This is a genomic window from Stenotrophomonas sp. STEN038 (genome assembly GCF_056759895.1).
The window spans coordinates 1-21,382 of sequence record NZ_JBRRDW010000055.1 but is presented as its reverse complement, the minus strand read 5'-3'; the positions used below and the strand labels follow the sequence as shown (position 1 = coordinate 21,382).

The 21,382-nt window shown below is 64.9% G+C and carries 16 protein-coding genes; 12 read left to right on the top strand and 4 right to left on the bottom strand.

Annotated features, from left to right (window positions below; translation table 11 throughout):
* Window positions 1-63 precede the first annotated feature (63 nt).
* From ACVOLS_RS18010 to ACVOLS_RS17980, 7 genes are all read left to right on the top strand, one after another.
* Entirely contained in the window at window positions 64-2,733 is a 2,670-nt protein-coding gene (locus ACVOLS_RS18010; protein ID WP_481546774.1) for a beta-mannosidase, read from the top strand.
* Window positions 2,733-4,166: a glycoside hydrolase family 47 protein gene (locus tag ACVOLS_RS18005; RefSeq protein ID WP_481546773.1), complete on the top strand. Its 1,434-nt coding sequence runs from the start codon at window positions 2,733-2,735 to the stop codon at window positions 4,164-4,166. Before ACVOLS_RS18010 ends, ACVOLS_RS18005 begins: the two co-directional genes overlap by 1 nt.
* 356 nt (window positions 4,167-4,522) lie before the next feature.
* Window positions 4,523-5,182 (top strand): response regulator, encoded by a 660-nt coding sequence (locus ACVOLS_RS18000; RefSeq protein WP_481546772.1) that lies wholly within the window; start codon window positions 4,523-4,525, stop codon window positions 5,180-5,182.
* Window positions 5,179-7,011: a sensor histidine kinase gene (locus ACVOLS_RS17995; protein ID WP_481546771.1), complete on the top strand. Its 1,833-nt coding sequence runs from the start codon at window positions 5,179-5,181 to the stop codon at window positions 7,009-7,011. Before ACVOLS_RS18000 ends, ACVOLS_RS17995 begins: the two co-directional genes overlap by 4 nt.
* Window positions 7,012-7,112: 101 nt before the next feature.
* A complete protein-coding gene (locus ACVOLS_RS17990) occupies window positions 7,113-9,020 on the top strand; it encodes a hypothetical protein (protein WP_481546770.1) in 1,908 nt (635 codons plus the stop codon).
* 45 nt (window positions 9,021-9,065) lie between these two features.
* Complete coding sequence (locus ACVOLS_RS17985) at window positions 9,066-9,269, top strand: hypothetical protein (protein ID WP_481546769.1); 204 nt, start codon at window positions 9,066-9,068, stop codon at window positions 9,267-9,269.
* 157 nt (window positions 9,270-9,426) lie between these two features.
* A complete protein-coding gene (locus ACVOLS_RS17980; RefSeq protein ID WP_481546768.1) occupies window positions 9,427-10,515 on the top strand; it encodes a serine hydrolase domain-containing protein in 1,089 nt (362 codons plus the stop codon).
* 312 nt (window positions 10,516-10,827) lie between these two features.
* Here the strand turns inward: ACVOLS_RS17980 and ACVOLS_RS17975 are convergent, their stop codons facing one another.
* Window positions 10,828-13,023, bottom strand: coding sequence for a primosomal protein N' (locus ACVOLS_RS17975; protein WP_481546767.1), 2,196 nt, complete (start codon window positions 13,021-13,023; stop codon window positions 10,828-10,830).
* A gap of 421 nt (window positions 13,024-13,444) precedes the next feature.
* Here ACVOLS_RS17975 and ACVOLS_RS17970 point away from each other — a divergent pair, with 421 nt between their 5' ends.
* From ACVOLS_RS17970 to sppA, 4 genes are all read left to right on the top strand, one after another.
* A complete protein-coding gene (locus ACVOLS_RS17970; protein WP_481546766.1) occupies window positions 13,445-14,464 on the top strand; it encodes a hypothetical protein in 1,020 nt (339 codons plus the stop codon).
* Window positions 14,451-15,017, top strand: a complete 567-nt coding sequence (locus ACVOLS_RS17965; protein ID WP_481546765.1) for a DUF3106 domain-containing protein — start codon at window positions 14,451-14,453, stop codon at window positions 15,015-15,017. Before ACVOLS_RS17970 ends, ACVOLS_RS17965 begins: the two co-directional genes overlap by 14 nt.
* A gap of 141 nt (window positions 15,018-15,158) precedes the next feature.
* Window positions 15,159-16,523, top strand: coding sequence for an MATE family efflux transporter (locus tag ACVOLS_RS17960; protein ID WP_481546764.1), 1,365 nt, complete (start codon window positions 15,159-15,161; stop codon window positions 16,521-16,523).
* Window positions 16,524-16,593: 70 nt separating this feature from the next.
* Window positions 16,594-18,501, top strand: coding sequence for a signal peptide peptidase SppA (gene sppA, locus ACVOLS_RS17955; protein WP_481546763.1), 1,908 nt, complete (start codon window positions 16,594-16,596; stop codon window positions 18,499-18,501).
* A gap of 140 nt (window positions 18,502-18,641) precedes the next feature.
* Here the strand turns inward: sppA and ACVOLS_RS17950 are convergent, their stop codons facing one another.
* Window positions 18,642-18,872, bottom strand: a complete 231-nt coding sequence (locus tag ACVOLS_RS17950; protein WP_481546762.1) for a hypothetical protein — start codon at window positions 18,870-18,872, stop codon at window positions 18,642-18,644.
* Window positions 18,873-18,967: 95 nt separating this feature from the next.
* On the opposite strand from ACVOLS_RS17950, the gene ACVOLS_RS17945 reads away from it, so the two are divergent.
* Window positions 18,968-19,744, top strand: coding sequence for an SDR family oxidoreductase (locus tag ACVOLS_RS17945; protein ID WP_282273335.1), 777 nt, complete (start codon window positions 18,968-18,970; stop codon window positions 19,742-19,744).
* Here the strand turns inward: ACVOLS_RS17945 and ACVOLS_RS17940 are convergent.
* Window positions 19,732-20,358, bottom strand: a complete 627-nt coding sequence (locus ACVOLS_RS17940; protein ID WP_481546761.1) for a DUF4124 domain-containing protein — start codon at window positions 20,356-20,358, stop codon at window positions 19,732-19,734. The genes ACVOLS_RS17945 and ACVOLS_RS17940 overlap by 13 nt on opposite strands.
* A complete protein-coding gene (locus ACVOLS_RS17935; protein WP_481546760.1) occupies window positions 20,358-21,026 on the bottom strand; it encodes a DUF4124 domain-containing protein in 669 nt (222 codons plus the stop codon). The genes ACVOLS_RS17940 and ACVOLS_RS17935 overlap by 1 nt, the downstream gene beginning before the upstream one ends.
* Window positions 21,027-21,382: the final 356 nt, after the last annotated feature.

Below are 21,382 nucleotides of genomic sequence, written 5' to 3'. Positions count from 1 at the left end.
AGCACTAGCGGAGGGGCTATGCGGCAGCGTTTGCAGAAAAAATTTGGATCGATACAAATTGGCATGCGCGGTGTTCGGCGCGCCTTGTTGTCGTGTGCGCTGCTGGCAGCAGCAGGCAATGGCTTGGCTGTGGAATTGCAGGCGCAATGGCAATTCCGTCTGCTGCCCGGCGATGCACAGCTGCAGGCGCATCCGGGCATGGATGCGTGGAAGCAGGCAACGGTGCCGGGTAGCGTGCATACCGACCTGATGGCCGCCGGCTTGATCGGCGATCCTTACGTAGGCGCTGCCGAAGCCGGCCTGCAGTGGATCGGTCTCGCTGACTGGGAGTACCGCGCGCGTTTCGATGTTGATGCCGCAACCCTGGCACGCCCGCATGCCGAGCTGCGCTTCGATGGCCTGGATACCTTCGCTGAAGTCCGCCTCAACGGCCAGCCGCTGTTGAAAGCCGACAACGCGCACCGCACCTGGCGTGCACGCGTGGATGGCCGCCTGCGCGCGCAGGGCAACGAACTGCAGATCGTGTTCCGTTCGCCGATCCGCACGCTGCTGCCGCAGGTGCAGGCGATGCCGAACAAGATTGCCGGCAACTATCCATCGCCTTACGGGGATGAGCCCAAGGACGCGATGGTTGGCAATTTCGTGCGCAAGCCGGCCTACCACTTCGGTTGGGATTGGGGCCCGCGCTATGTCACTGCCGGCGTGTGGCGACAGGTGCATCTGGACAGCTGGGAACAGCAGCGCATCGCCGATCTGGCGGTACGCACCGACGCGCTGGATGCTGACAAGGCCGATCTGAGCGTGCTGCTGCAGGTAGAGCAGGCGGACAAGGCTGCTACACAACAGGTCTTCATCGATGTGCGTGACCCGGACGGCAAGTCGGTCGTGCAGATCAAGCGCGATGTCGCGCTGACGCCGGGTGAGAACAGCGTGTCGCTGCCCTTGCAGATCGACAAGCCGCGGCGTTGGTGGCCGGTAGGTTACGGCGCGCAGGATCGTTACACCGTGCAGGCACGGCTGGGCGACGGCAAGCTGGACGCGCTGACATCCAGCATCCGCGTCGGCCTGCGCACGGTGCAGCTGCAGCGTGATGAAGACAAGGACGGCGGGCAGGGCTTCGGCTTCGTCATCAATGGCGTGCCGGTGTTCGCCAAGGGGGCGAATGTCATTCCGTTTGATGCCTTCCCGGCACGGGTAACCCGCGAACGCCTGCGCCGCGACCTGCAGGCCGCGCGCGATGCCAACATGAACATGCTGCGCAATTGGGGCGGCGGTTATTACGAAGACGATGCCTTCTTCGACATCGCCGACGAACTCGGCCTGCTGGTGTGGCAGGACTTCATGTTCGGCGGCGGCATGCAGCCGGGCTATGACCCGGCGTTCCGCGCCAATGTTGTGGCCGAAGCGCGCGACAACATCCGTCGCCTGCGCCACCACCCCAGCATCGTGCTGTGGTGTGGCAACAACGAAGAAGAAACCGCGTGGAAGGATTGGGGCCACGGCAAGACCTTGAAGGAGGCTGATCCGGTCTTCGCCGATAAGGTCTGGCAGGGCTATGTGGACCTGTTCGGCAAGGACTTGCGCAACGTGGTCGCCGAAGAAGGCTTGGGTGTGCCGTACTGGGCCAGTTCGCCGAGCAATGATCTGGATACCAAGGCCAACGACTCGCGTCGCGGTGACAAGCACTACTGGGAAGTCTGGGGCAACCCGGCGCTGCCGCCGACGGCTTACCTGAAGGAAACCCCCCGTTTCATGTCCGAGTACGGCCTGCAGGCCTGGCCGCAGCTGTCGACGATCAACGCCTTCGCCAAGCCGGAAGAGCAGCAGGTGGATGGGCCGGTGATCGAGGCGCACCAGAAGTTCCTGGCTGGCAAGGGCAATGAGCGCCTGCTGCACTACATCGAGATGGAATTTGGAACCCCGCGTTCGTTCCCCGACTTCGTCTACCTGAGCCAGATGATGCAGGCCGAAGGCATCGAGCTTGCAGCGCTTCATCACCGCGCCTCGCGTCCGTACACGATGGGTTCGCTGTACTGGCAGCTCAACGACGTGTGGCCGGGTGCCTCCTGGTCCAGCGTCGACTACTACGGCAATTGGAAGGCACTGAACTTCCACGCGCGGCGCTTCTTCGCCGATGTGGCGGTGGCCGCGTTGCGCGATGAAGGTAGTACCCGGTTCAGTCTGCTCAACGACGGTCGTGCAGAAGTGCAAGGGCAGTGGCGTGTGCGCGTGCTGGATTTCGATGGGCGGGAGTTGCAGCAGCAGCGCAGGCCGATCAGCTTGCCCGCACTGTCGGCCACCGGGGCTGCACGCTTCAGCGACGCAGAGTTGCTGCATGGCGCAGACCCCAGCCGCAGCGTCGCCGTATTCGAACTGCTGCGTGGCGACGCAGTAGTGGCGCAGCGCCTGGTCTACTTCGTCGCCGCCAAGCAGCAAGCCCTGCAGCCGGCACAGCTGCACAGTGAGCTGCGCGCCGAAGGCGATCATTACCTGCTGCAGCTGCGTGCCGACAAACTGGTCCGCGGCATCTGGATCGGCTTCAACAATGCCGATGCCAGCGTCGAGGACAACGCCTTCGATCTGCTGCCGGGCCAGACCCGCACGCTGGTCGTGCGCAGCACCGCACCGCTTTCCACCCTGCGCACGGCCCTGCACCTGCAGACGCTGGGCGACACCCTGCAGTCCCGTCCCGTTGCATCGCAAGACAACGCTTCCGTCGAGAGGATTCACTGATGACCCGTTCCCTGCGTACCGCCCCCCTGGTCGCCGCGCTGATGCTGGCGCTTTCCGCCTGCAGCCAGCAGGCCGCCGCTCCTGCCACTACCCCGGCTGCACCGGCCGCAGCTGCTGCACCGGCTGATGCCGCGCTTCCGGCCGTCGATGACGCCGAAGCTGCACGTATGGCCGAGCAGGTCCGCGAAGCCACCCGCCACGCCTGGCAGGGTTACATGCAGTACGCCAAGGGCCACGATGACCTGAAGCCGATCAGTGGCCAGCCGCGCGACTGGTATCCGAAGCCGCTGCTGATGTCGCCGGTGGATGCACTGGACACGCTGCTGCTGCTCGGCCTGGACAAGGAAGCCAGCGAAGCCCGCGAGTTGATTGTCACCCAGCTGTCCTTCGACCAGGACATCGACGTGCAGAACTTCGAGGTCACCATCCGTCTGCTCGGTGGCCTGCTCTCGGCTTACCAGATGACCAACGACGAACGCCTGCTCAAGCTCGCCGATGATCTGGGGACGCGCCTATCGCCGGTCTTCGACAGCCCGACCGGTCTGCCGTACACCCACGTCAATCTGCACACCGGCAAGACCAGCGGCAAGATCAGCAACCCGGCCGAAACCGGCACGCTGTTGCTGGAGTTCGGCACCCTGGCCAAGCTCACCGGCAAGCAGGCGTATTACGACAAGGCCAAGCGTGCGCTGGTGGAAACCCACAAGCGCCGTTCCAAGATCGGCCTGGTCGGTTTGAACATCAACGTCGAGACCGGCGAGTGGACCAACAAGGACGCCTCGATTGCCGGCGGCATCGACTCGTACTACGAGTACCTGCTCAAGTGCTGGAAGCTGTTCGGCGACGAGGACTGCAAGAAGATGTGGGACGAGAGCATCGGCCCGATCAACCAGTACCTGGCCGATGAATCCCGCCCGGGCGAGCTGTGGTACGGCCACGCCGACATGGACACCGGTGCCCGCACGTCTACCACTTATGGCGCGCTGGATGCCTTCATGCCGGGCCTGCTGGCCCTGGGCGGTGACCTGGATCGTGCCAAGCGCCTGCAGGAATCCAACCTGAAGATGTGGCGCCTGCACGACATCGAACCGGAGTCGCTGGACTACGCCAAGATGGAAGTACGCTCGCCGAGCTATGCATTGCGCCCGGAGATCGTCGAGTCCGCGTACTACCTGCACCATTACACCGGTGACGCGCGTTACCGCGGCATGGGCAAGGAGTTCTTCGACGACTTCGTGCGCTACACCCGCACTGATCATGGCTTCTCCGCACTGAAGGACGTGCGCAGCAAGGAGAAGGACGACTCGATGGAGAGCTTCCTGTTCGCCGAGACGTTCAAGTACTACTACCTGCTGTTCGCCCCGGCCAAGACCCTGGACTTCGAAGGCGTGGTCTTCAACACCGAAGCTCATCCGCTGCGTCGTACCTGGTAAGAGCGAGAGCCAAAGCTTCCCGGATTCATCCGCAGTAAGGCTTTCTGGTAAACCATCCGGAGCAAGGCTGTTTCGTAGATCGTCCGAAGCTGGGCTTCCTCCCCTCTCCCGCTTGCGGGGTGAGGGGAGCAGCTTGCGAACCGCAGGTTCGCTGCCCAACGAACGCCCTTGCGTCAACGCAAGGGCTGGGGCGCGGAGCGGGGGCAGGGGGTGAGGGCCGCCTCGCCTATTGATCCCAACGGAGGTAGCTTTTGCCGTCCCGAGGTCGCGAATAGCCCCCCCCCGCAAGGCCCCATCACAAGCCAACCGTAAGACCACGCTAAACTCCGTCCCAACACGGACCATGGCGGGGGCCGATGGAGCTGTCTTCCATTCTGATCATCGACGACGACGCAGCTTCGCTGGCGAGGCTGGCTCGGCTCGTGGCTGAATTGCTGGTCGAGCAAGCGCCGCAGATCCATACGGCCGACAATCTCGGCAGCGCCCGCACACTTCTGCAGACCCACCACTTCGACCTGGCCCTGGTAGACATGCAGCTGCCCGACGGCACCGGCATCGAACTTGTCGGTTGGATGCAGCAGCATGTGCCGCAGCTGCAGGCCGTGATCGTGTCCGCATTCGCAGAAGAAGAAGCCATTTTCGGCGCGCTGCGCGCCGGTGCCATCGGCTACCTGCTCAAGGACCGCGACGACATCGAGCTGACGGTCGCACTGCGCAGCCTGCAACGCGGCGGCGCACCGATTGATCCGATGATCGCGCGACGAATTCTGGCATTGCTGCCTGCCGCACAGCCGTCAGTTGCTTCACCAGCGAGCCCCAGCGTGCACCTGTCCGAGCGCGAACTCGGCATTCTCAGCCATGTCGCACAGGGCTATGGCAATCGCGAGATCGCCGAGCTTCTGGGATTGTCACGGCTGACCATCGAGGCACACACCCGCAATATCTACCGCAAGCTTGCCGTAGGTTCGCGGACTGCGGCGGTATACGAAGCGCGCGCGATGGGGCTGCTGCCATGATTCGTTGGTTGTTGTTGCTGCTGTTGCTAGCCGGCGTTGGCAGCGCCAGCGCTCAGACAGCCAACATCACCCGCATCGCCGACGCCGAGGCGGTGCGCGCCGACTGGCAATCGCCGGCGCCACCCGCGCAGGGTTGGGTGCAGGTAGCTCTGGCAGACCAGTGGCAGACCCGCTGGCCGGATCACGACGGCGTGGTCTGGTATCGGCTACGTTGGCAGCAGAGCGATGCCAACCAACCGACTGGTCTGTTACTGGACTACACCTGCATGGCGGCGGCGGTCTATCTCAACGGCAGTCTGATCGATCGCGATCCATCCTTGGTCGAGCCGCTCTCACGCAGCTGGCATGTACCGCGCTATTTCCTGTTGCAGTCGCCGTTGCTGAAACAGGGCGAGAACGAACTGCTGGTGCGGGTGTCCGGCCTGGCTGCTTACCAACCTTCGCTGGGCGTGGTGGATGTAGGCGATCCGAAGGAATTGCAGGCGCGTTATCGCAAGGAGATCTTCGTCCGCCACGACCTGCAGGTTCTGGATAGTGCGATTGGCTTCGTGCTGGCGGCAGTGATCGGCATGTTCTGGCTGTTGCGACGCAAGGAGTCGATGTACGGCTGGTATGCCTTGAGCGCGGTGTTCGGACGCCTGTACGACAGCAATTTTTTTGCCAGCAGCCCGTGGCCGTTCGCCACCACTGATGGCTGGCAGGCTTTCATCGGTGCCTGCTACGTCGCAGCGGCAGCGGCGCACACGATCTTCCTGCTGCGTTTCTGCGAGCGTCGCTGGCCGCGACTGGAGCGCGTGTTGCTGGCTATCGCTGTACTGGTCATGGCCGGCGCCTTGCTGTGGCCGCAATGGCTAGGGCCAAACCGGAATGTCTATCTGGTCCCGACCATCGCCTTCCTGTACGTGGTCTCGTTCGCCTTCATGGGCTATGCACTGCGCAGTGGGCGGCGTGATTACCAGGTGCTGGCGCTGTGCATCATCCTGCCGATCGCGGTGTCGCTGCACGATCTTGGCGTCTACATGGGCTGGTATGGCGGGGTCAGCTATCTGGGCTCGTTCACCTCGCCGTTGATGCTGCTTGGCATGGGCTTCGTGCTGGCCTACCGCTTCGCCAACACCATGCAGCGTGTGGAAGGCTTCAATGCCGAGTTGCGCCATGAGGTGCAGCAGGCCACCACGCAGTTGGCCGACACCTTGCAGCAACAGCATGCCTTGGAGCTGTCGCACAGCCGTGCCGGTGAACGCCTGCAGCTGGTGCGTGACCTGCACGACGGCTTTGGTGGCACCTTGGTAGGTGCAATCGCCCGCCTGGAGCAGGCGCCGGATGACACGCCACGGGAGCAGGTCATCGGCGTGCTGCGCGAGATGCGTGACGACCTGCGTCTGGTCATCGACAGCACCGCTCGCGAGCAGGCCGATCTGGCCGAGCTGCTGGCGCCGCTGCGCCACCGTGCCAGTGGCTTGCTGGACGCGGTGGATATCCAGGCCCACTGGCACCTGCAGGACATCGATGGCATCGAGCTTGGCGCCACCCGCAGTCTCGACCTGTTGCGCCTGCTGCAGGAAGGCCTGACCAATGTGTTCAAGCACAGCCGCGCGCAGCGCGTGGATGTTTACCTGCGCAGGCAGGGCGACCAGCTGCAACTGCATATCGACGACGACGGGGTCGGCTTGGCGCAGGGGAGTGACGGAACGGTTGCGGTGCGCCCAGGTGCAGGCTTGGCCAGCATGCGCTCACGGGCGCGTCGGTTGGGTGGTGAGCTGCAGGTATCACCCGCTGCCAATGGCACCGGCACCCGGCTGGCCTTGGTATTGCCACTGATGGCGTGAGCCGATGATGGGGAGGCAACCGGCCGATACCTGATTTCGTGGATGCGGGACTGGTGGGCCCGGCGGTAGGTTTGCCCCTTGCTGATTCGGGGGATTCCATCATGAACCGTCATTCCGTTACCAAGGCTGCGCCGCTGGCGGCGGCTGCCATGCTTGCCTTGCTGCCATTGTTGCCGGCGCAGGCCGCTGAAGTGATTGGCGGCACCTCGCCGACGGCGCCTTGCACGCAGGACACCGCCACCGGCGCCATCGCCTGCCAGGATGGCAGCCGGGTGGGTGGTGACGGGCCCGCAGGCCCGAACATGCTGGGCTGGAGCAGCTCTGCTGGCGGGCTGGGCAATGCCACCGGCAACACCGCTTTCGGGCAGGGCAGTTCGGCCGGCATGGGCGGGCAGGGCTCGAATGGGACTGCAGGGGGGACCGGTGGCATCGGTGGCAATGGAGGTACCTACAACCTGGCACTGGGCAGGGGCAGCAGCGCGGGCAACGGTGGCAAGGCGGGTATCGGCTCTGCGGGCGGTACCGGCGGAAACGGTGCTGATGGTGGCAACTTCAACATTGCTCTCGGCGATGGCAGCCAGGCCGGCAACGGTGGCGTTGGCAATGACATGTGCTGCGGTTTCTCGGCCCCAACGGGCGCTCCGGGCACGGACAACAACGTCGCCATCGGCAGGAATGCGGTAGCTGCCGGTGGTGGCTCAGTGGCATTGGGTTCTGGCAGCAATGACGGCGGCCTTGCCAACGTAGTGTCGGTGGGTTCGGCTACATTGAAGCGGCGCATCACCAACGTTGCTGCCGGCACCGCTGGCAATGACGCGGTGAACGTTACCCAGTTGAACGCGGTGTCTGCATCCAACAGCAGCGGCCTCGCAGGTGTGGCTGCGTGGTTGGGTGGCGGTGCTGTGTACAGTGGCGGCGTGTTCACCGCGCCGCACTATGCGGTCCAGGGAGGGATACAACACGACGTGGGCTCAGCGCTGGGCGCGTTGGATGCGGGACTGACCGCTCAAGGCGCCACGCTGCAGGGCTATGCCGATGCGAAGGCTGGTGCTGCGTTGGTGGCGGCGAATCAATACACCGATGCACGCGAAACCGCCATCCGCAACGATATCGCCGCCGGGGGGGACGCCACGCTGGATGCGGCCAACGCGCACACCGATACGCGCGAGGCAGCGATCCGCACCGATATGGCCGATGCGGACGCGTCGACCCTGGCCAGCGCCAACAGCTATACCGATGCGCGTGAAGCGGCCATCCGCGACGACATCGTCGCCGGCGGCGCGGCCACCTTGGATGCGGCCAATGCGCATACCGATGCACGCGAGGCCGTGATCCGCACGGACATGGCAGCGGGGGATGCAGCCACGCTGGCTTCGGCGAATGCTTACACCGATACGCGTGAGACTTCCTTGCGTGGTGACCTCGCGGCTGGCGATGCAGCCACACTTGACTCGGCCAACCAGTACACCGACCAGCAGGTCGCCAACAGTCAGGCGATGGGACTGCAGGCCGCGCGCGCGCATGCCGATGCCGGTGACGCCGCGACCTTGGCCGCGTCCACGGTTTACACCGATGCCCAGGTGGCGACCGTGCGTGGTGAGGTCAGCGCGGGAGATACGGCGACGTTGGCTTCTGCAAACCAGTACACCGATACAACCGCAGCCCAGACCCTGAGCAGTGCCAATGCCTATACGGACAGCGCACTGGCGGCGTTCAGCGACGACTTCAGTCGTTTCCATGACGGCGTGGAGCGACGCCTGCGCAATCAGGACCGACGCATCGACCGGATGGGCGCGATGACATCGGCGATGACCAACATGGCGATCAACGCGGCCGGTGGCCAGAGCGCGCGCGGGCGGGTTGCGGTGGGCGCCGGTTTCCAGGGGGGAGAACAGGCGCTGTCGATCGGTTATGGCGTGCGGCTGGGGGCGCGCGCTTCGTTCTCGCTGGGCGGCGCCTTCGGTGGCGGTGAGAAGTCCGCCGGCGTTGGCTTCGGCGTTGATCTGTGATGTGGATGGTCGCGGACGCTTAGCGTGACAGCCGTTGCGCTGCCTATGGAGATGCGCCTGGAGGAGCCGGCGTTCGCCGCCGAAACGAGCGCGAATGCACTGCACCGCTACATCCGCAACGGATCATGGATCATGAGCGATGCAAGGTTGCGTCGCGAGGTTGAACTGTCCATTGGCAGTGCGGCGTGGCACGTCGTCATCCGCGAGCAGAGGATGATGCAGCGGATGCTGCAGCATCCCGGGCGCTGAGGTGCGGGGCTCAGCCCGATCGAGGCGATGGCGAATGCCGGGTGCGGGTGATCGCCGGTTTAAACCTTTTGCCTGTTTCATGCATCCAAGTCTGGAGTCGGTGATCGCGACAGCCGCGATCCGACACATTTCCGCCCGTCACGACCGGAGCCAGACGATGCGACGTGCAACCTCCCGAAACCTGTTGTGCCTGGGTGTGCTTCTCTGCGTGCTGCCTCTTCAGTTGGCTGCGGCGACGCTGGAGGCTGCCAATGACGCGACACGGCGCTTCATTGTTGCCACCATGGAGGACCGAGGCATCCCGGGACTGCAGGTTGCGGTGGTCAGGGACGGCAAGCTGGTGTTCTCGTCGGCGCTGGGGCTGGCCAATGTCGAGAACAGGGTGGCAGCCACGCCTGCGACCCTGTTCCCCATCAACTCGGCGACCAAGGCATTCACCGGCGTTGCGGTCATGCAACTGGTCGAAGCCGGGCAGCTTGATCTTGATGCGCCAATTTCCACCTATCTGCAGCAACTGCCCGCCGCGTGGCAGGCGATCCGTGTACGCCAGCTGCTGGCGCATACCTCCGGCCTGCCGGATATCGTCGATGCGCAGGGGCTGGTTGGTGGTGGCTCCGAAGCAAAGGCATGGCAGCTGGTTGAGCAGCAGCCGATGCAGGCCTTGCCGGGCGCGCGTTTCGCCTACAACCAGACCAACTATGGCTTGCTGGCCAGGATCATCGCTCAGCGCAGTGGCAGGACCTACGAGGACTATCTGGCGGACAACCAGTTCAAGCGTGTTGGCATGACGCACGTCGGGTTCGGTGACAGCTACGATCTGCTGCCGAACGCGGCGACCATGTACAGCTTTTTTCCACGCAGCAGTGATGCTGCCGGTGCACCGAAGCGACTTTCGCACTGGTTCTACGACATGCCACAGGGCTTGTGGGCCGGTGGCGGTATCCAGACCACTGCCGATGATCTGGCGCGGTGGTTGGCGGCCTTGTTGCAGCAGCGCGTGCTGCGTGCTGACAGCCTGACGCAGCTGTGGACGCCGGAGCGTCTGAACGATGGCAGTGAAGGTGATTGGGCCGCGGGCTGGCCAGTATCGGGGCCGGCGGGAAAGCGCCAGATCAGCAGCTTCGGCGGCGCACGGGCGGCGTTCGTGGTTTATCCGGACGAAGGCCTGGCGGTGGTGGTGCTGACCAATCTTGTAGGTGCCAACCCACAGCAGTTCACCGGCCAGATTGCCGATTTCTATCGGTAGCAGCGTAGTGCCGAGCCATGCTCGGCAGAAGCGTTCCAAGCAATGCCCTGTAGTGCCGAGCCATGCTCGGCAGAGGCGTTCCAAGCAATGCCCTGTAGTGCCGAGCCATGCTCGGCAGAGGCTTCACCAGTAGACCCCAACGTAGTGCCGAGCCATGCTCGGCAGGGGCTTCACCAGTAGACCCAAGCGTAGAGCCGAGCCATGCTCGGCAAAGGCGTTACCGGTAAAGCTCCAGCCGAGCACGGCTCGGCTCTACCGGGATCACGTGCATTTTCAGCTTCGCGGCTCGCGTCGCTCCTGCAAAGCACCAGATCAATACAGATCCATCGGATCCACATCAAGCGACCAACGCACGCGGCGCGCCTGCGGCAAACCATAGGCCTGCGCCATCAAGCCATCCAGCGCCGCATGCAAGGGGCGCCGCTGTTCGGCCGACAACAGCAGCTGCGTGCGTTGGAAACCTGCACGCCGTGGCATCGGTGCAGGCATCGGTCCAAAGCGCTCAACATCGCTTTGCTTTGGGACCAGCTGCTTGAGCGCAGCCAGGAATTCATTGGCCTGCTCCACCTGCTTTGCCTCGGCACGCAGCAAGGCCATGTGCGCGAATGGGGGAAATCCAGCGGCCTCACGTTGCAGCAGTTCGGCATCGGCAAAGGCGTGGTAGCCACCGTTGACCAGGGTGTGCAGCAAGGCGTTGTCCGGATGGTGCGTCTGCAGCCACACCTCGCCGGGGCGCTCGGCGCGACCCGCGCGGCCGGCGACCTGGATCAACTGCTGCGCCAGTTTTTCACTGGCGCGGAAGTCGGCCGAGAACAGGCCTTCATCGATGCCGACCACGACTACCAAGGTCAACTTCGGCAGGTCGTGGCCCTTGGCCAGGATCTGCGTGCCGACCAGGATGCCGGGTTGATCGCCCAGCGTCGCCAGTGTCTGCTCCAGTGCATCGCGACGACTGGTGGTGCTGCGGTCGATGCGTAGCACCGGGTAGTCGGGGAACAACTGCAGCAGACGTTCTTCCAGGCGCTCGGTACCAATGCCCTGCGGCTGCAGCGCCAGGCTGGCGCAATCCGGGCAGGCCAGGGGCACCGGTTGGCGCGCGCCGCAGTGGTGGCATTGCAGGCGGCGACCGCCACCATGCACGGTCATCGGTGTCTTGTGCAGTGGGGTGCTGCAGCGTTTGCACGGCGCGGTCCAGCCGCAGTCATGGCAGAGCAGCACCGGCGCGTAGCCGCGGCGGTTCTTGAACACCAACACCTGGCTGCCGGCTTTCAGGTGCTGCTCGATGCCAACCAGCACTTCCGGTGACAGGCCATCCTGCAACGGGCGCTTGCGCACGTCGAACACGCGCACGCCCGGCGGCTTGGCATCCCCGGCGCGTTGCTGCAGGCGCAGGTGCGTGTAGCGGCCGCTGCGTGCGTTGTGCAGGGATTCCAATGATGGCGTTGCGCTGCCCAGCACCACCGGCACATTCAATGCCTTGCCACGCACCATGGCGAAATCACGCGCGTGGTAGCGGATGCCCTCCTGCTGTTTGTAACTGCCGTCGTGTTCCTCGTCGATGACGATCAGGCCGGCCTGCGGCAGTGGCGTGAAAATCGCCGAGCGGGTGCCAACAATGACCCGGGCTTCACCGCGCGAGGCGGCTGCCCAGACGCGTGCACGTTCGTTGTCGTTCAAGCCCGAGTGCAGCGCATGTACGGGAATCCCCAGGCGGCTGCGGAAACGGTGCAGGGTCTGCGGGGTCAGGCCGATTTCCGGCACCAGCACCAACGCCTGCTTGCCCTGTTGCAGGCAATGGCAGATGGCCTGCAGGTAGACCTCGGTCTTGCCGCTGCCGGTGACGCCGTCGAGCAGGAAGGGCTGGAAACCATCAGCCGCCTGCAGTGCGTCGATTGCCAGTTGCTGCTGCGGGTTCGGCTGCGGACCGGCGACGATGCGCGGCTGCGGGATCACCGCAGCCACTTCGATGCGCTGCGCATGCCCGCGCTTGAGCAGCGCGCGGGCGGCGCTGCGCCAGTCCTCCAGCTGATCGTCCAGCAGGTCTTCATTGACCGCAGCTTCCAGCAGCAGCGTGGCAAGACGTTGCGGGCGGGTACCGCTGCGTAGGCGCCCGTAACCGGCGCGACCGGCCTCGGTCAGTTCCCAGGCCCAGCCGTGCGTGTCGGGCAGCGGCTCGCCGCGCCGCAGCGGTGCGGGCAGCGCGGTTGCGATCACCTCACCCAGCGGGGCGTGGGTATAGCGTGCCAGCCAGCGCAGCGAGGCGCTGAGTTCGCCCTGCAGCAGTGCGGCCTCATCCAGCCATTGCAGGGCCGGACGCAAGGTCGCCGGGTCATCGCTGTGGCCGATGGCCTCGACGACCCCGACCAGCTCGCGTGGGCCGAATGGCACCCGCAACCGACGTCCCACATCGCTGACCTGGGGCGCGGGGGCGCCGGCCGGGGGCAGGTAGTCGAAAAGCTGCGGCAGGGGCACCGGCAGGGCGAGGCGCAGAGTGGGGCAATCAGGCATGGGCCAAGTTTAGCCGCAGCCGACGACTTGGCTGGCTCCATTCACCGTCATCCCGATGCTGTGAAGTCCTGCATAAATGCGGCGTAAACGCTGGCTGCGCTTGGAGATTTATTGTTATCCACACTTCCTGTGGATAACTCTGTGGGTGAGTAATGTGCTCCACGCGTTCAGGGCGATGGAGCAAGCCTTTGGGTCAACTTGGTCAAAAAATAGCCACATCAAATATTTTATTAAAATCAATGGGTTATCCTTGAAACAAAAAAGAAATACAGTCTCACGGCGGCTTGCTTGAGTCGCTTGTCATAGCGTATTGACGCTGTGCACAAGTTGTTGCAGCGGCTTGCGGAATCGGTCCGGTGATGGCTTGGGGCGTCGGCAGCAGGGTGTGCGCTCGGTATCATCACGGCATGACGGAGTTCACATGATGGCTGCACCAGCCCCTCTTTCGCCGGCCGCAGCCAATGCTCTGTCCGCCTTTTTACGCGGGGTGGAACGCCGCGCCCTGGTAGTTGCTGAATTGCAGGCCGGCGATGCCGCCGTCGGCGAACGTGCGGTGGCCGTAGCCATGCGAGCGTTTGCCGGGCATGCCGCGCAGCTGCTGATGGTCGAATGGCCAGCCCGCTTCTGGGGCCTGCTGTGCAGCACCCCGCAGTTGCTGAAGCCGACCAATCCGGGCAACTGGGAGCCAGCCTTCGCACACCTGGGTACGCTGGCAGCGGGTGAGCGTCTGGCGCTGTTGCTGCGGATTGGCGCCGGCCTGGATGAAGCAGCGGCTTCAGCGGTGCTGGGTGTGGACGCCAACGCCTATCGGCAAGCGCTGGCTGGTGCCTGCCCGATGGATGCCGGTGGCCGCCCGGATGCCGCCAGTTGGCGCGCCTTGGCCGAGCAGGTGCAGGCGCTGATCCGCGACCTGTCGCCGCCGCGCCTGCAGCAGCTCGAACAGCTGCGCGAGTCGGTTATTACTGGTGCCTTGCCTGCTGCTTCCGCTCCGGCCGCCAGCGCAAGCAGCAGCCCACGCGTGGAAGACGACCGTCGCCGCAAGCCCGCGCCGCGGCGCAAGCAGTCCAAGCCGTGGACGCTGCGCACCTGGCTGCTGCTGTGCTTGCCGCTGTTGCTGCTGGCGGTGGTGGCGTTGTGGTGGTGGCGTTCGCATACGGCGGTGAGCGCCGACCCGAATGGCGGCAATGGGTTGGCCGACAATGGTCCGGTGCAGGTGGAATCGCTGCCCGACGACAGCCCGCCGGCCGGACCGGGCGAAGACCCGCATGCGGCTGCCGATGCGGCCATGCTGGCCGATCCCGCGTTGGACACGGCCCGCGATGCCGATCTCCACGCCTGGTATGCAGCCGGTGGCCCGATCCCGGTGGACGAGTCGCAGCCGCAACCCAGCCGCCCGGAACCGGCCGGTGCAGCACTGGAGACGGCAGATGCCGACGAGTAAGTCTGTCCTGGCGGGTCTGATCCTGACCGTTGCGCTGCCACTGCAGGCGGCTGCGCCGACCGCTTTACCGGGGCTGCCGACCACGCTCGGCAGTGCCAGCGTGATCAGCACTCGCAGCGCCTGGGCCTCGATGAGCCCGGAGCAGAAGCGCGAGGTCCGTAGCCGCTACGCAGCCTGGCAGGCGCTGCCGGCCAGCGAACAGCAGCGCATCCGCCAGGCGGCGGCGGCAATCGCCGCGCTGCCGGACGCACAACGGCAGGCCCTGCGTGCGCGTTATATGGCTATCGACCAGATGCACCGCGATGGCTGGTTGCTGGGCCCGCAGCTGGGTGTGTTGTATCCGCGTCTGCAGCCCCTGTTCGGCTACCTGCCGGCAGCCGAGCGCGAGCCGGTGATTGCGCTGCTGCGACAACTCGATGCCGCCCAGCTGGAACAGCTGAGCCTGATTTCGCAGCGCACTCCGCCGCAGCAGCGTGAAGAGCTGCGTACCCAATTGCTGGGCTTGGCACCGGCGCAGCGCGATGCCTGGTTGCGCGAGAAAGTCGGGCACTGAGTACCGCGCTTTGCCACACCACGCCGTCCGTTCATCCGCGGTGCGGGGCCGTAACAGTGTTGCCACGGTAGAATAGGCACACTCCGCGACCCGGCATCTGTGCGCTTCCTGCGCCGGCCGTAGTCCGCGTCCCTGTGTTTTATGTCCATGTCTCCCGCTACGCCGCGCTTCATGCAAGAAGTGCGGACGACCGGACTGCTTGCCCTGCCATTGGTGCTGGGCCACGTTTCCACCGGTCTTATTGCCTTTGTCGACAACACCATCGCCGGCCACCATGGCACCGATACCTTCGCTGCGGTCAGCATCGGTACGGCCCTGCTATGGCTGCCGATGCTGGTGCCGATCGGCACCCTGATCTCGCTTACCGCCTCGGTATCGCAGCTGCACGGCGCTGGCCGTGATCGCGAAATCGGCCCGCTGTTCCGCCAGGCACTGTGGCTGGGCGTGGGCTTGAGCGCGCTGATGTTCCTGTTCCTGAGCGTGGTGCCGGCGTTCCTGCCTGCGTTCGGTATTGCCCCTGAAATCGTGCCCGGTGCCACCGACTTCCTGCATGCCATCCGTTGGGGCGTGCCAGCACTGACCCTGTACTTCTGCATGCGCTACCTCAGCGAAGGCATGCATTGGACCTTGCCGACGATGCTGATCGGTTTCGGTGGCCTGTTGGTGCTGGGGCCATTGGGTTATGCGCTGTGCAACGGCAAGTTCGGCTTCCCCGAGCTGGGAGCCGAAGGCCTGGGCATCGCTTCCTCGGTGACCATGTGGGTGCAGGCCATCGCCTTTGCCACCTATCTGTGGACCACCAAGCGTTTCGCCCACCTGCAGTTGTTCAGTCATTTCGAACTGCCGCGCCCGCGTGCCATCTGGGACCTGCTGCGCACCGGTCTGCCGATCGGCATTACCGTGCTGATGGAAGGCGGTCTGTTCATCATCACCGCGCTGCTGATTGGCCGCATTGGTGCCACCGAAGCCAGCGCGCACCAGATCGCGATCAATGTGGCGCAGCTGTGCTTCATGATCCCGATGGGCGTGGCCGAGGCCACCACCGTGCGCGTCGGCCATGCCGTTGGTAGCAATGATCCGCTGGGCGTGCGCCGGGCAACCTGGGCCGGCTACGCCATCGTGCTGGTGACCCAGATGGTGTCGATCACCGCCTTGTTGCTGGGCCATGACGTGGTGGTGGGTCTATATACCGACGACCTTGCGGTGGCCGCTTTGGCCTCCACCTTGTTGTTGTATGCGGCCACCTTCCAGATCCCTGATGGCATCCAAGTGCTGTCCGCTGGCGCCCTGCGTGGGCTCAAGGACACCCGCGTGCCGATGTTCATCGCCATGTTCGCCTATTGGGGCGTGGGCATGCCGGTCGGTGCCGGGCTTGGACTGGGTCTGGGCTGGGGGCCGCAGGGCATGTGGATCGGCCTGATCATTGGTTTGACCGTGGCTGCGGTGCTGTTGGGCTGGCGGCTGCGGGTCAGCAGTGGCCGGCTTATCGCCCAGGCTGCCCCCTGACTTAAAGGCCATGCCGGCGGCGTCCGGTTATGCGTATCCTGACTTGCAACCAGCCCCAATCGGAGCGTCCATGAATCCCCCTCCAGTGCCACGCCGCAATCCCGTTGCCAGCTTCTTCATCGGCATCTGGGACGTGATGAACTTCACCCGCCGGTTGATCCTCAACCTGCTGTTCTTCGGCCTGTTGTTCCTGATCCTGATCGGCTTGATGGTTGCCGTGGGCAAGGGCGCTTCGTCGACGACCGTGCTGCAGGAAGGCACCACCCTGGTGATCGCGCCGGAAGGCCGTCTGGTCGAGCAGTACAGCACCGACCCGCTCAGCCGCGCGCTGGGCAAGGCGCTGGGTGAAACCAATGCCGAAGAGCTGCAACTGCGCGACCTGATCCGCGCCATCGAAGCGGCCAAGGACGACAAGAAGATCAACCGCGTGGTGCTGCAGCTGGACAAGCTGCAGCCCAGCGGCTTTGCTTCGATGCGTGAAGTGACCGCCGCGCTGCAGGATCTGCGTGCAGCCAAGAAGCAGGTCGTGGCCTTCAGCGAGAACATGGGCCAGTCGCAGTACCTGCTGGCCGCGCAGGCCGATGAGGTCTACCTCGACCCGATGGGCGGCCTGTTGCTGGAAGGCCTTGGTCGCTATCGCCAGTACTTCCGCAGCGGTCTGCAGGACAAGCTGGGCGTGGACGTGCACCTGTTCAAGGTGGGCGAGTTCAAGTCCGCCGCTGAGCCCTATGTGCTCGACGCCGCCTCGCCGCAGGCCAAGGAAGCCGACCTGTTCTGGATGAACGACGTGTGGCAGCGCTACCTGGGCGACATCGCCAAGGCACGCAAGCTCGACGCAGCACAGTTGGCTGCTGGCATCGACACGCTGCCCGAAGGCATTGCCGCTGCCGAGGGTGACCTGGCCCGTTTCGCCCTGCAGCAGAAGCTGGTGGATGGCCTGAAGACCCGCGAAGAAGTGGACGCGCTGCTCACCGAGCGCGGCGTCGCCGACGGCGATGCTGACGGCGGCTACCGCCAGATCGGCCTGGGCGAGTACCTGACCCAGCTCGACGCACGTCGCTCGCCGATGGATTCGCGTCCGCAGGTGGCCGTGGTGGTTGCCGAAGGCGAGATCGCTGGCGGCGACCTGCCGGCTGGCCGCATCGGTGGCGTCTCGACCTCGGCATTGCTGCGCGAAGCCCGCGACGATGACGACGTGAAGGCCGTGGTGCTGCGCGTGGATTCGCCGGGCGGTGAAGTGTTCGCCTCCGAGCAGATCCGTCGTGAAGTGGAAGCGCTCAAGGCCGCCGGCAAGCCGGTGGTGGTGTCGATGGGTGACATGGCTGCATCCGGTGGTTACTGGATCAGCATGAATGCCGACCGCATCTATGCCGACGAATCCACCATCACCGGCTCGATCGGCATCTTCGGCATGATCCCGAACTTCGCCCGCAGCCTGGACAAGATCGGCGTGCATACCGACGGTGTCGGCACCACCCGTTTTGCGGGCGCATTCGACGTGACCCGGCCGATGGACCCGGCCGTTGGCCAGGTGATCCAGTCGGTGATCAACAAGGGCTATGCCGATTTCACCGGCAAGGTTGCAGCGGCACGTAACAAGCCGGTTGAAGCGGTGGATGAAGTCGCACGCGGCCGCGTGTGGAGCGGTGCGCAGGCCAAGGAGCGCGGTCTGGTGGATGCCTTCGGTGGTTTGAAGGCGGCCGTAGCCGATGCGGCAGCGCGCGCCAAGCTTGGTGAAAGCGATACGTTCCGCGTGCGTTACATCGAGAAGGCAGCGACGCCGTTCGCGCAGTTCATGACCGGCTTTGCCGGCAGCCGCGCCGGCGCCTGGATGTTGGCCGACTCGGGCGTCGCACGCATGCTGATCGCCAAGCAGATGCCGGAGCTGGACACCCAGCTGCGCTTCGTCGAAGACGCAGTGAAGGACCGCAACGGCGCACCGGTGAAATCGCTGGCGTATTGCTTCTGCGGCTTGTAAGCGCGCCTGTGTGACGTGTAATAACAACGCCGCCCAAGGGCGGCGTTGTTGTTTCTGCTCTGTAGTGCCGAGCCATGCTCGGCAGAGACGTTACCGGTAAAGCCCGATGCCGAGCATGGCTCGGCACTACAGGTGACGCGCTACTTGGCGGTATCGGCGCCACCAATCGCCGCATCCAGCTCGGCTTTCTGCGCCTTGCTGGCCTGCTCAGCCGCTGCTGCTGCGGCCTTGGCCTGATCCAGGTCCTTCTTCATCGCATCACGCAATGCGGTCGCCTGCGGCTCAGGAGGGCGTTCGGTGTCCGGCGCTTGTGGCTTGCACGCTGCCAGCGCAAGCAGCAACGGCACCATCAACAGGGAAAGACGCTTCATCGGCATGCTCCGCTGGGCTCAGACAGCTATCCTAGCCCCATCTTCCTGCAGCGTCCCTTCACGGACGCCGCACCCTGCATTGATGAGGAAACAGCATGAATCCGCAGCGTTGGCGCCTGGATGGGCAAACCGCCTTGGTCACCGGTGCCAGTGCCGGTATTGGCCTGGCAATCGCACGTGAATTGCTGGGTTTCGGTGCCGATGTGCTGATCGTCGGGCGTGATGCCGACGCACTTGAAACCGCGCGCGATGAACTGGCCGAAACCTTCCCGGAGCGCGCCATCCACGCGCTCTCGGCCGACGTCAGCGACGACCAGGATCGGCAGGAAATCCTCGACTGGGTCGAAGACCACAGCGACGGCCTGAACATCCTGGTCAACAACGCCGGTGGCAACACCACCAAGGCGGCAACCGAGTATTCAGAAGACGAGTGGCGCGGGATCTTCGAGACCAACCTGTTCTCGGCATTCGAGCTGTGCCGCTACGCGCACCCGTTGCTGACCCGGCACGCATCCTCGGCCATCGTCAACGTCGGTAGCGTCTCTGGCATCACCCATGTGCGCAGCGGCGTGGTCTATGGCATGACCAAGGCGGCGATGCAGCAGATGACCCGCAACCTGGCCTGCGAGTGGGCCGAAGACGGTATCCGCGTCAACTCGGTGGCACCGTGGTACATCCGCACCCGCCGCACCTCCGGGCCGTTGTCCGATGCCGATTACTACGATGAAGTGATCGCGCGCACGCCGATGCGTCGCATCGGTGAGCCGGAGGAAGTTGCGGCCGCAGTGAGCTTCCTGTGCCTGCCGGCATCGAGCTATGTCACCGGCGAATGCATCGCGGTGGACGGTGGCTTCCTGCGTTACGGCTTCTGAGTCTTGCAGTCGCTGCCAGCCAGCAGCGACCGCAGGCGCTGATGTTTTTCCTGCAGCGTCTCGGCCTGGCTGGCTGCGGCAAAACGCCATTCCGATTCGGCTTCGTTCACCCATTGCTGCCAGGTAGCGCAGCGCTGCGCGGGGTCGACCGCGGTGCAGGTATCGCGAATCACTTCGCAGGCATCACCTGCACCCGTATTGGGGTTGCCGTCCAGGCCGGTGACCTGCATGGTTACGCAGCGTGACGGCGGCTCGCTGGTTTCGCTGAAGTAGTTCTGGCCTTCGCGTGTGCGGCAATGGAACAACTCGGGCAACGGCACCGGTGGTGCCGTCGCAACTGCGGTGGCTCTCGGCGGTTCGGGGACCGCAGCAGCAGGGGCGGGTGCCGCGATCAGTTGCGGTAGCGCTGCGGGTGCCGGGCTTGCAAGCGGTGGCGGAGGTGGCAGGCTCTGCACCGCCTGCATGACTTTCTTGCTCTGCAGTTGCGTGCCCTTTGGGCAGGGCATGTTCTGCACGGTGAGCGCGCCGGCGGCATCAGTGCAGCGGTAGAACACGATCTCGCCGGCCTGCGCGCTGGCGCCGACCAGAAGTAGAAGCAGGATCAGGCAACGCATCAGGTTCCCCCACAATCCTGTTCAAGCCGCGCGTCGATGCCGCGTTGTTCGCGCGACAATTCCCGACGCTCGCTCTGCAGCGCGCTGTTGTAGCGGCGGATCAGTTCCCAGCGGCGATCGCGCAGGCGTGCGCAGACTTCCTGCGGCGGCAAGGCATGGCAGCTGTCGCGCACCAGCACCGAACCCATCGGAACCGCGACACCTGCTCGCCACGGGATACCGCCTCCGCCGGGTGGGCGGGGCGGGCGTGGGCCACCGTGGCCGGGACCGTGGGCTGGGTAGGCATAGCCCCAGGTTGGCACCCAGCGTGGATTACCGTCGTTGTTGTCGCTGGTATAGCGCTCGCCTTCGTCGGTGACGCATTCGTACATCGGCTGTGGTGGCTGCACGGTGACTACCCTTACCTCGCGCTGGATCACTGGCGCGGTTGTAGGTGTCGGTGCTGTGGTGGCCGGCCGTGGTGGCGGATCCTTCGGCCGCGCCATGTCCAGCACCTGCTGCTGATGTGCCTTGGTGCAGGGCGCATCCTGCAGCGACACCGCGCCATTGCTGCCGATGCAGCGGTAGATGCGTACGCTGTCCGCCGAGCTGGTGGGAGGCGGATCAACCGCCAAGGCCGCGACGGGCAACCAGATCAGGCAACCGAGCAGGGGCAGGCGAGCGCGCATGGCGGCAGTGTGCCACGACGGCTTCGTTGTTGTTGTGGGAGCGGCGTAAGCCGCGAAGCTGGCAATCTTGCCAACCGCGTTCCTGTGTAGCGCCGAGCCATGCTCGGCTGAGGCGATACCGGTGAAGCCCCTGCCGAGCATGGCTCGGCACTACGATTTCGCTCCCTCCCTTTGGCGAAGCCAAGGGGAGGGGTGGGCTTTTCCGGCATTACCAGCGTCGCGGCTGACGCAGCTCCCACAAGCATGGCTGGGAACACTCCTGTAGCGCCCCGCCCCACAGGGCGGTGGCCCGGACCGCGGACCCCCCCCCCCCCGAGTGGAAGCCCGCGGAAATATCCCCCCCCCCATATCGGATG

What these genes read in the sequence shown, in the direction of transcription:
- ACVOLS_RS18010 (WP_481546774.1), top strand. Translation starts at nt 64, where the DNA reads ATGCGCGGTGTTCGGCGCGCCTTGTTGTCGTGTGCGCTGCTGGCAGCA.
- ACVOLS_RS17965 (WP_481546765.1), top strand. Translation starts at nt 14,451, where the DNA reads ATGCCGACGAGTAAGTCTGTCCTGGCGGGTCTGATCCTGACCGTTGCG.
- ACVOLS_RS17945 (WP_282273335.1), top strand. Translation starts at nt 18,968, where the DNA reads ATGAATCCGCAGCGTTGGCGCCTGGATGGGCAAACCGCCTTGGTCACC.
- ACVOLS_RS17950 (WP_481546762.1), bottom strand. Translation starts at nt 18,872, where the DNA reads ATGAAGCGTCTTTCCCTGTTGATGGTGCCGTTGCTGCTTGCGCTGGCA.
- ACVOLS_RS17990 (WP_481546770.1), top strand. Translation starts at nt 7,113, where the DNA reads ATGAACCGTCATTCCGTTACCAAGGCTGCGCCGCTGGCGGCGGCTGCC.
- sppA (WP_481546763.1), top strand. Translation starts at nt 16,594, where the DNA reads ATGAATCCCCCTCCAGTGCCACGCCGCAATCCCGTTGCCAGCTTCTTC.
- ACVOLS_RS17985 (WP_481546769.1), top strand. Translation starts at nt 9,066, where the DNA reads ATGGAGATGCGCCTGGAGGAGCCGGCGTTCGCCGCCGAAACGAGCGCG.
- ACVOLS_RS17960 (WP_481546764.1), top strand. Translation starts at nt 15,159, where the DNA reads ATGTCCATGTCTCCCGCTACGCCGCGCTTCATGCAAGAAGTGCGGACG.
- ACVOLS_RS18005 (WP_481546773.1), top strand. Translation starts at nt 2,733, where the DNA reads ATGACCCGTTCCCTGCGTACCGCCCCCCTGGTCGCCGCGCTGATGCTG.
- ACVOLS_RS17935 (WP_481546760.1), bottom strand. Translation starts at nt 21,026, where the DNA reads ATGCGCGCTCGCCTGCCCCTGCTCGGTTGCCTGATCTGGTTGCCCGTC.
- ACVOLS_RS18000 (WP_481546772.1), top strand. Translation starts at nt 4,523, where the DNA reads ATGGAGCTGTCTTCCATTCTGATCATCGACGACGACGCAGCTTCGCTG.
- ACVOLS_RS17975 (WP_481546767.1), bottom strand. Translation starts at nt 13,023, where the DNA reads ATGCCTGATTGCCCCACTCTGCGCCTCGCCCTGCCGGTGCCCCTGCCG.
- ACVOLS_RS17970 (WP_481546766.1), top strand. Translation starts at nt 13,445, where the DNA reads ATGATGGCTGCACCAGCCCCTCTTTCGCCGGCCGCAGCCAATGCTCTG.
- ACVOLS_RS17940 (WP_481546761.1), bottom strand. Translation starts at nt 20,358, where the DNA reads ATGCGTTGCCTGATCCTGCTTCTACTTCTGGTCGGCGCCAGCGCGCAG.
- ACVOLS_RS17995 (WP_481546771.1), top strand. Translation starts at nt 5,179, where the DNA reads ATGATTCGTTGGTTGTTGTTGCTGCTGTTGCTAGCCGGCGTTGGCAGC.
- ACVOLS_RS17980 (WP_481546768.1), top strand. Translation starts at nt 9,427, where the DNA reads ATGCGACGTGCAACCTCCCGAAACCTGTTGTGCCTGGGTGTGCTTCTC.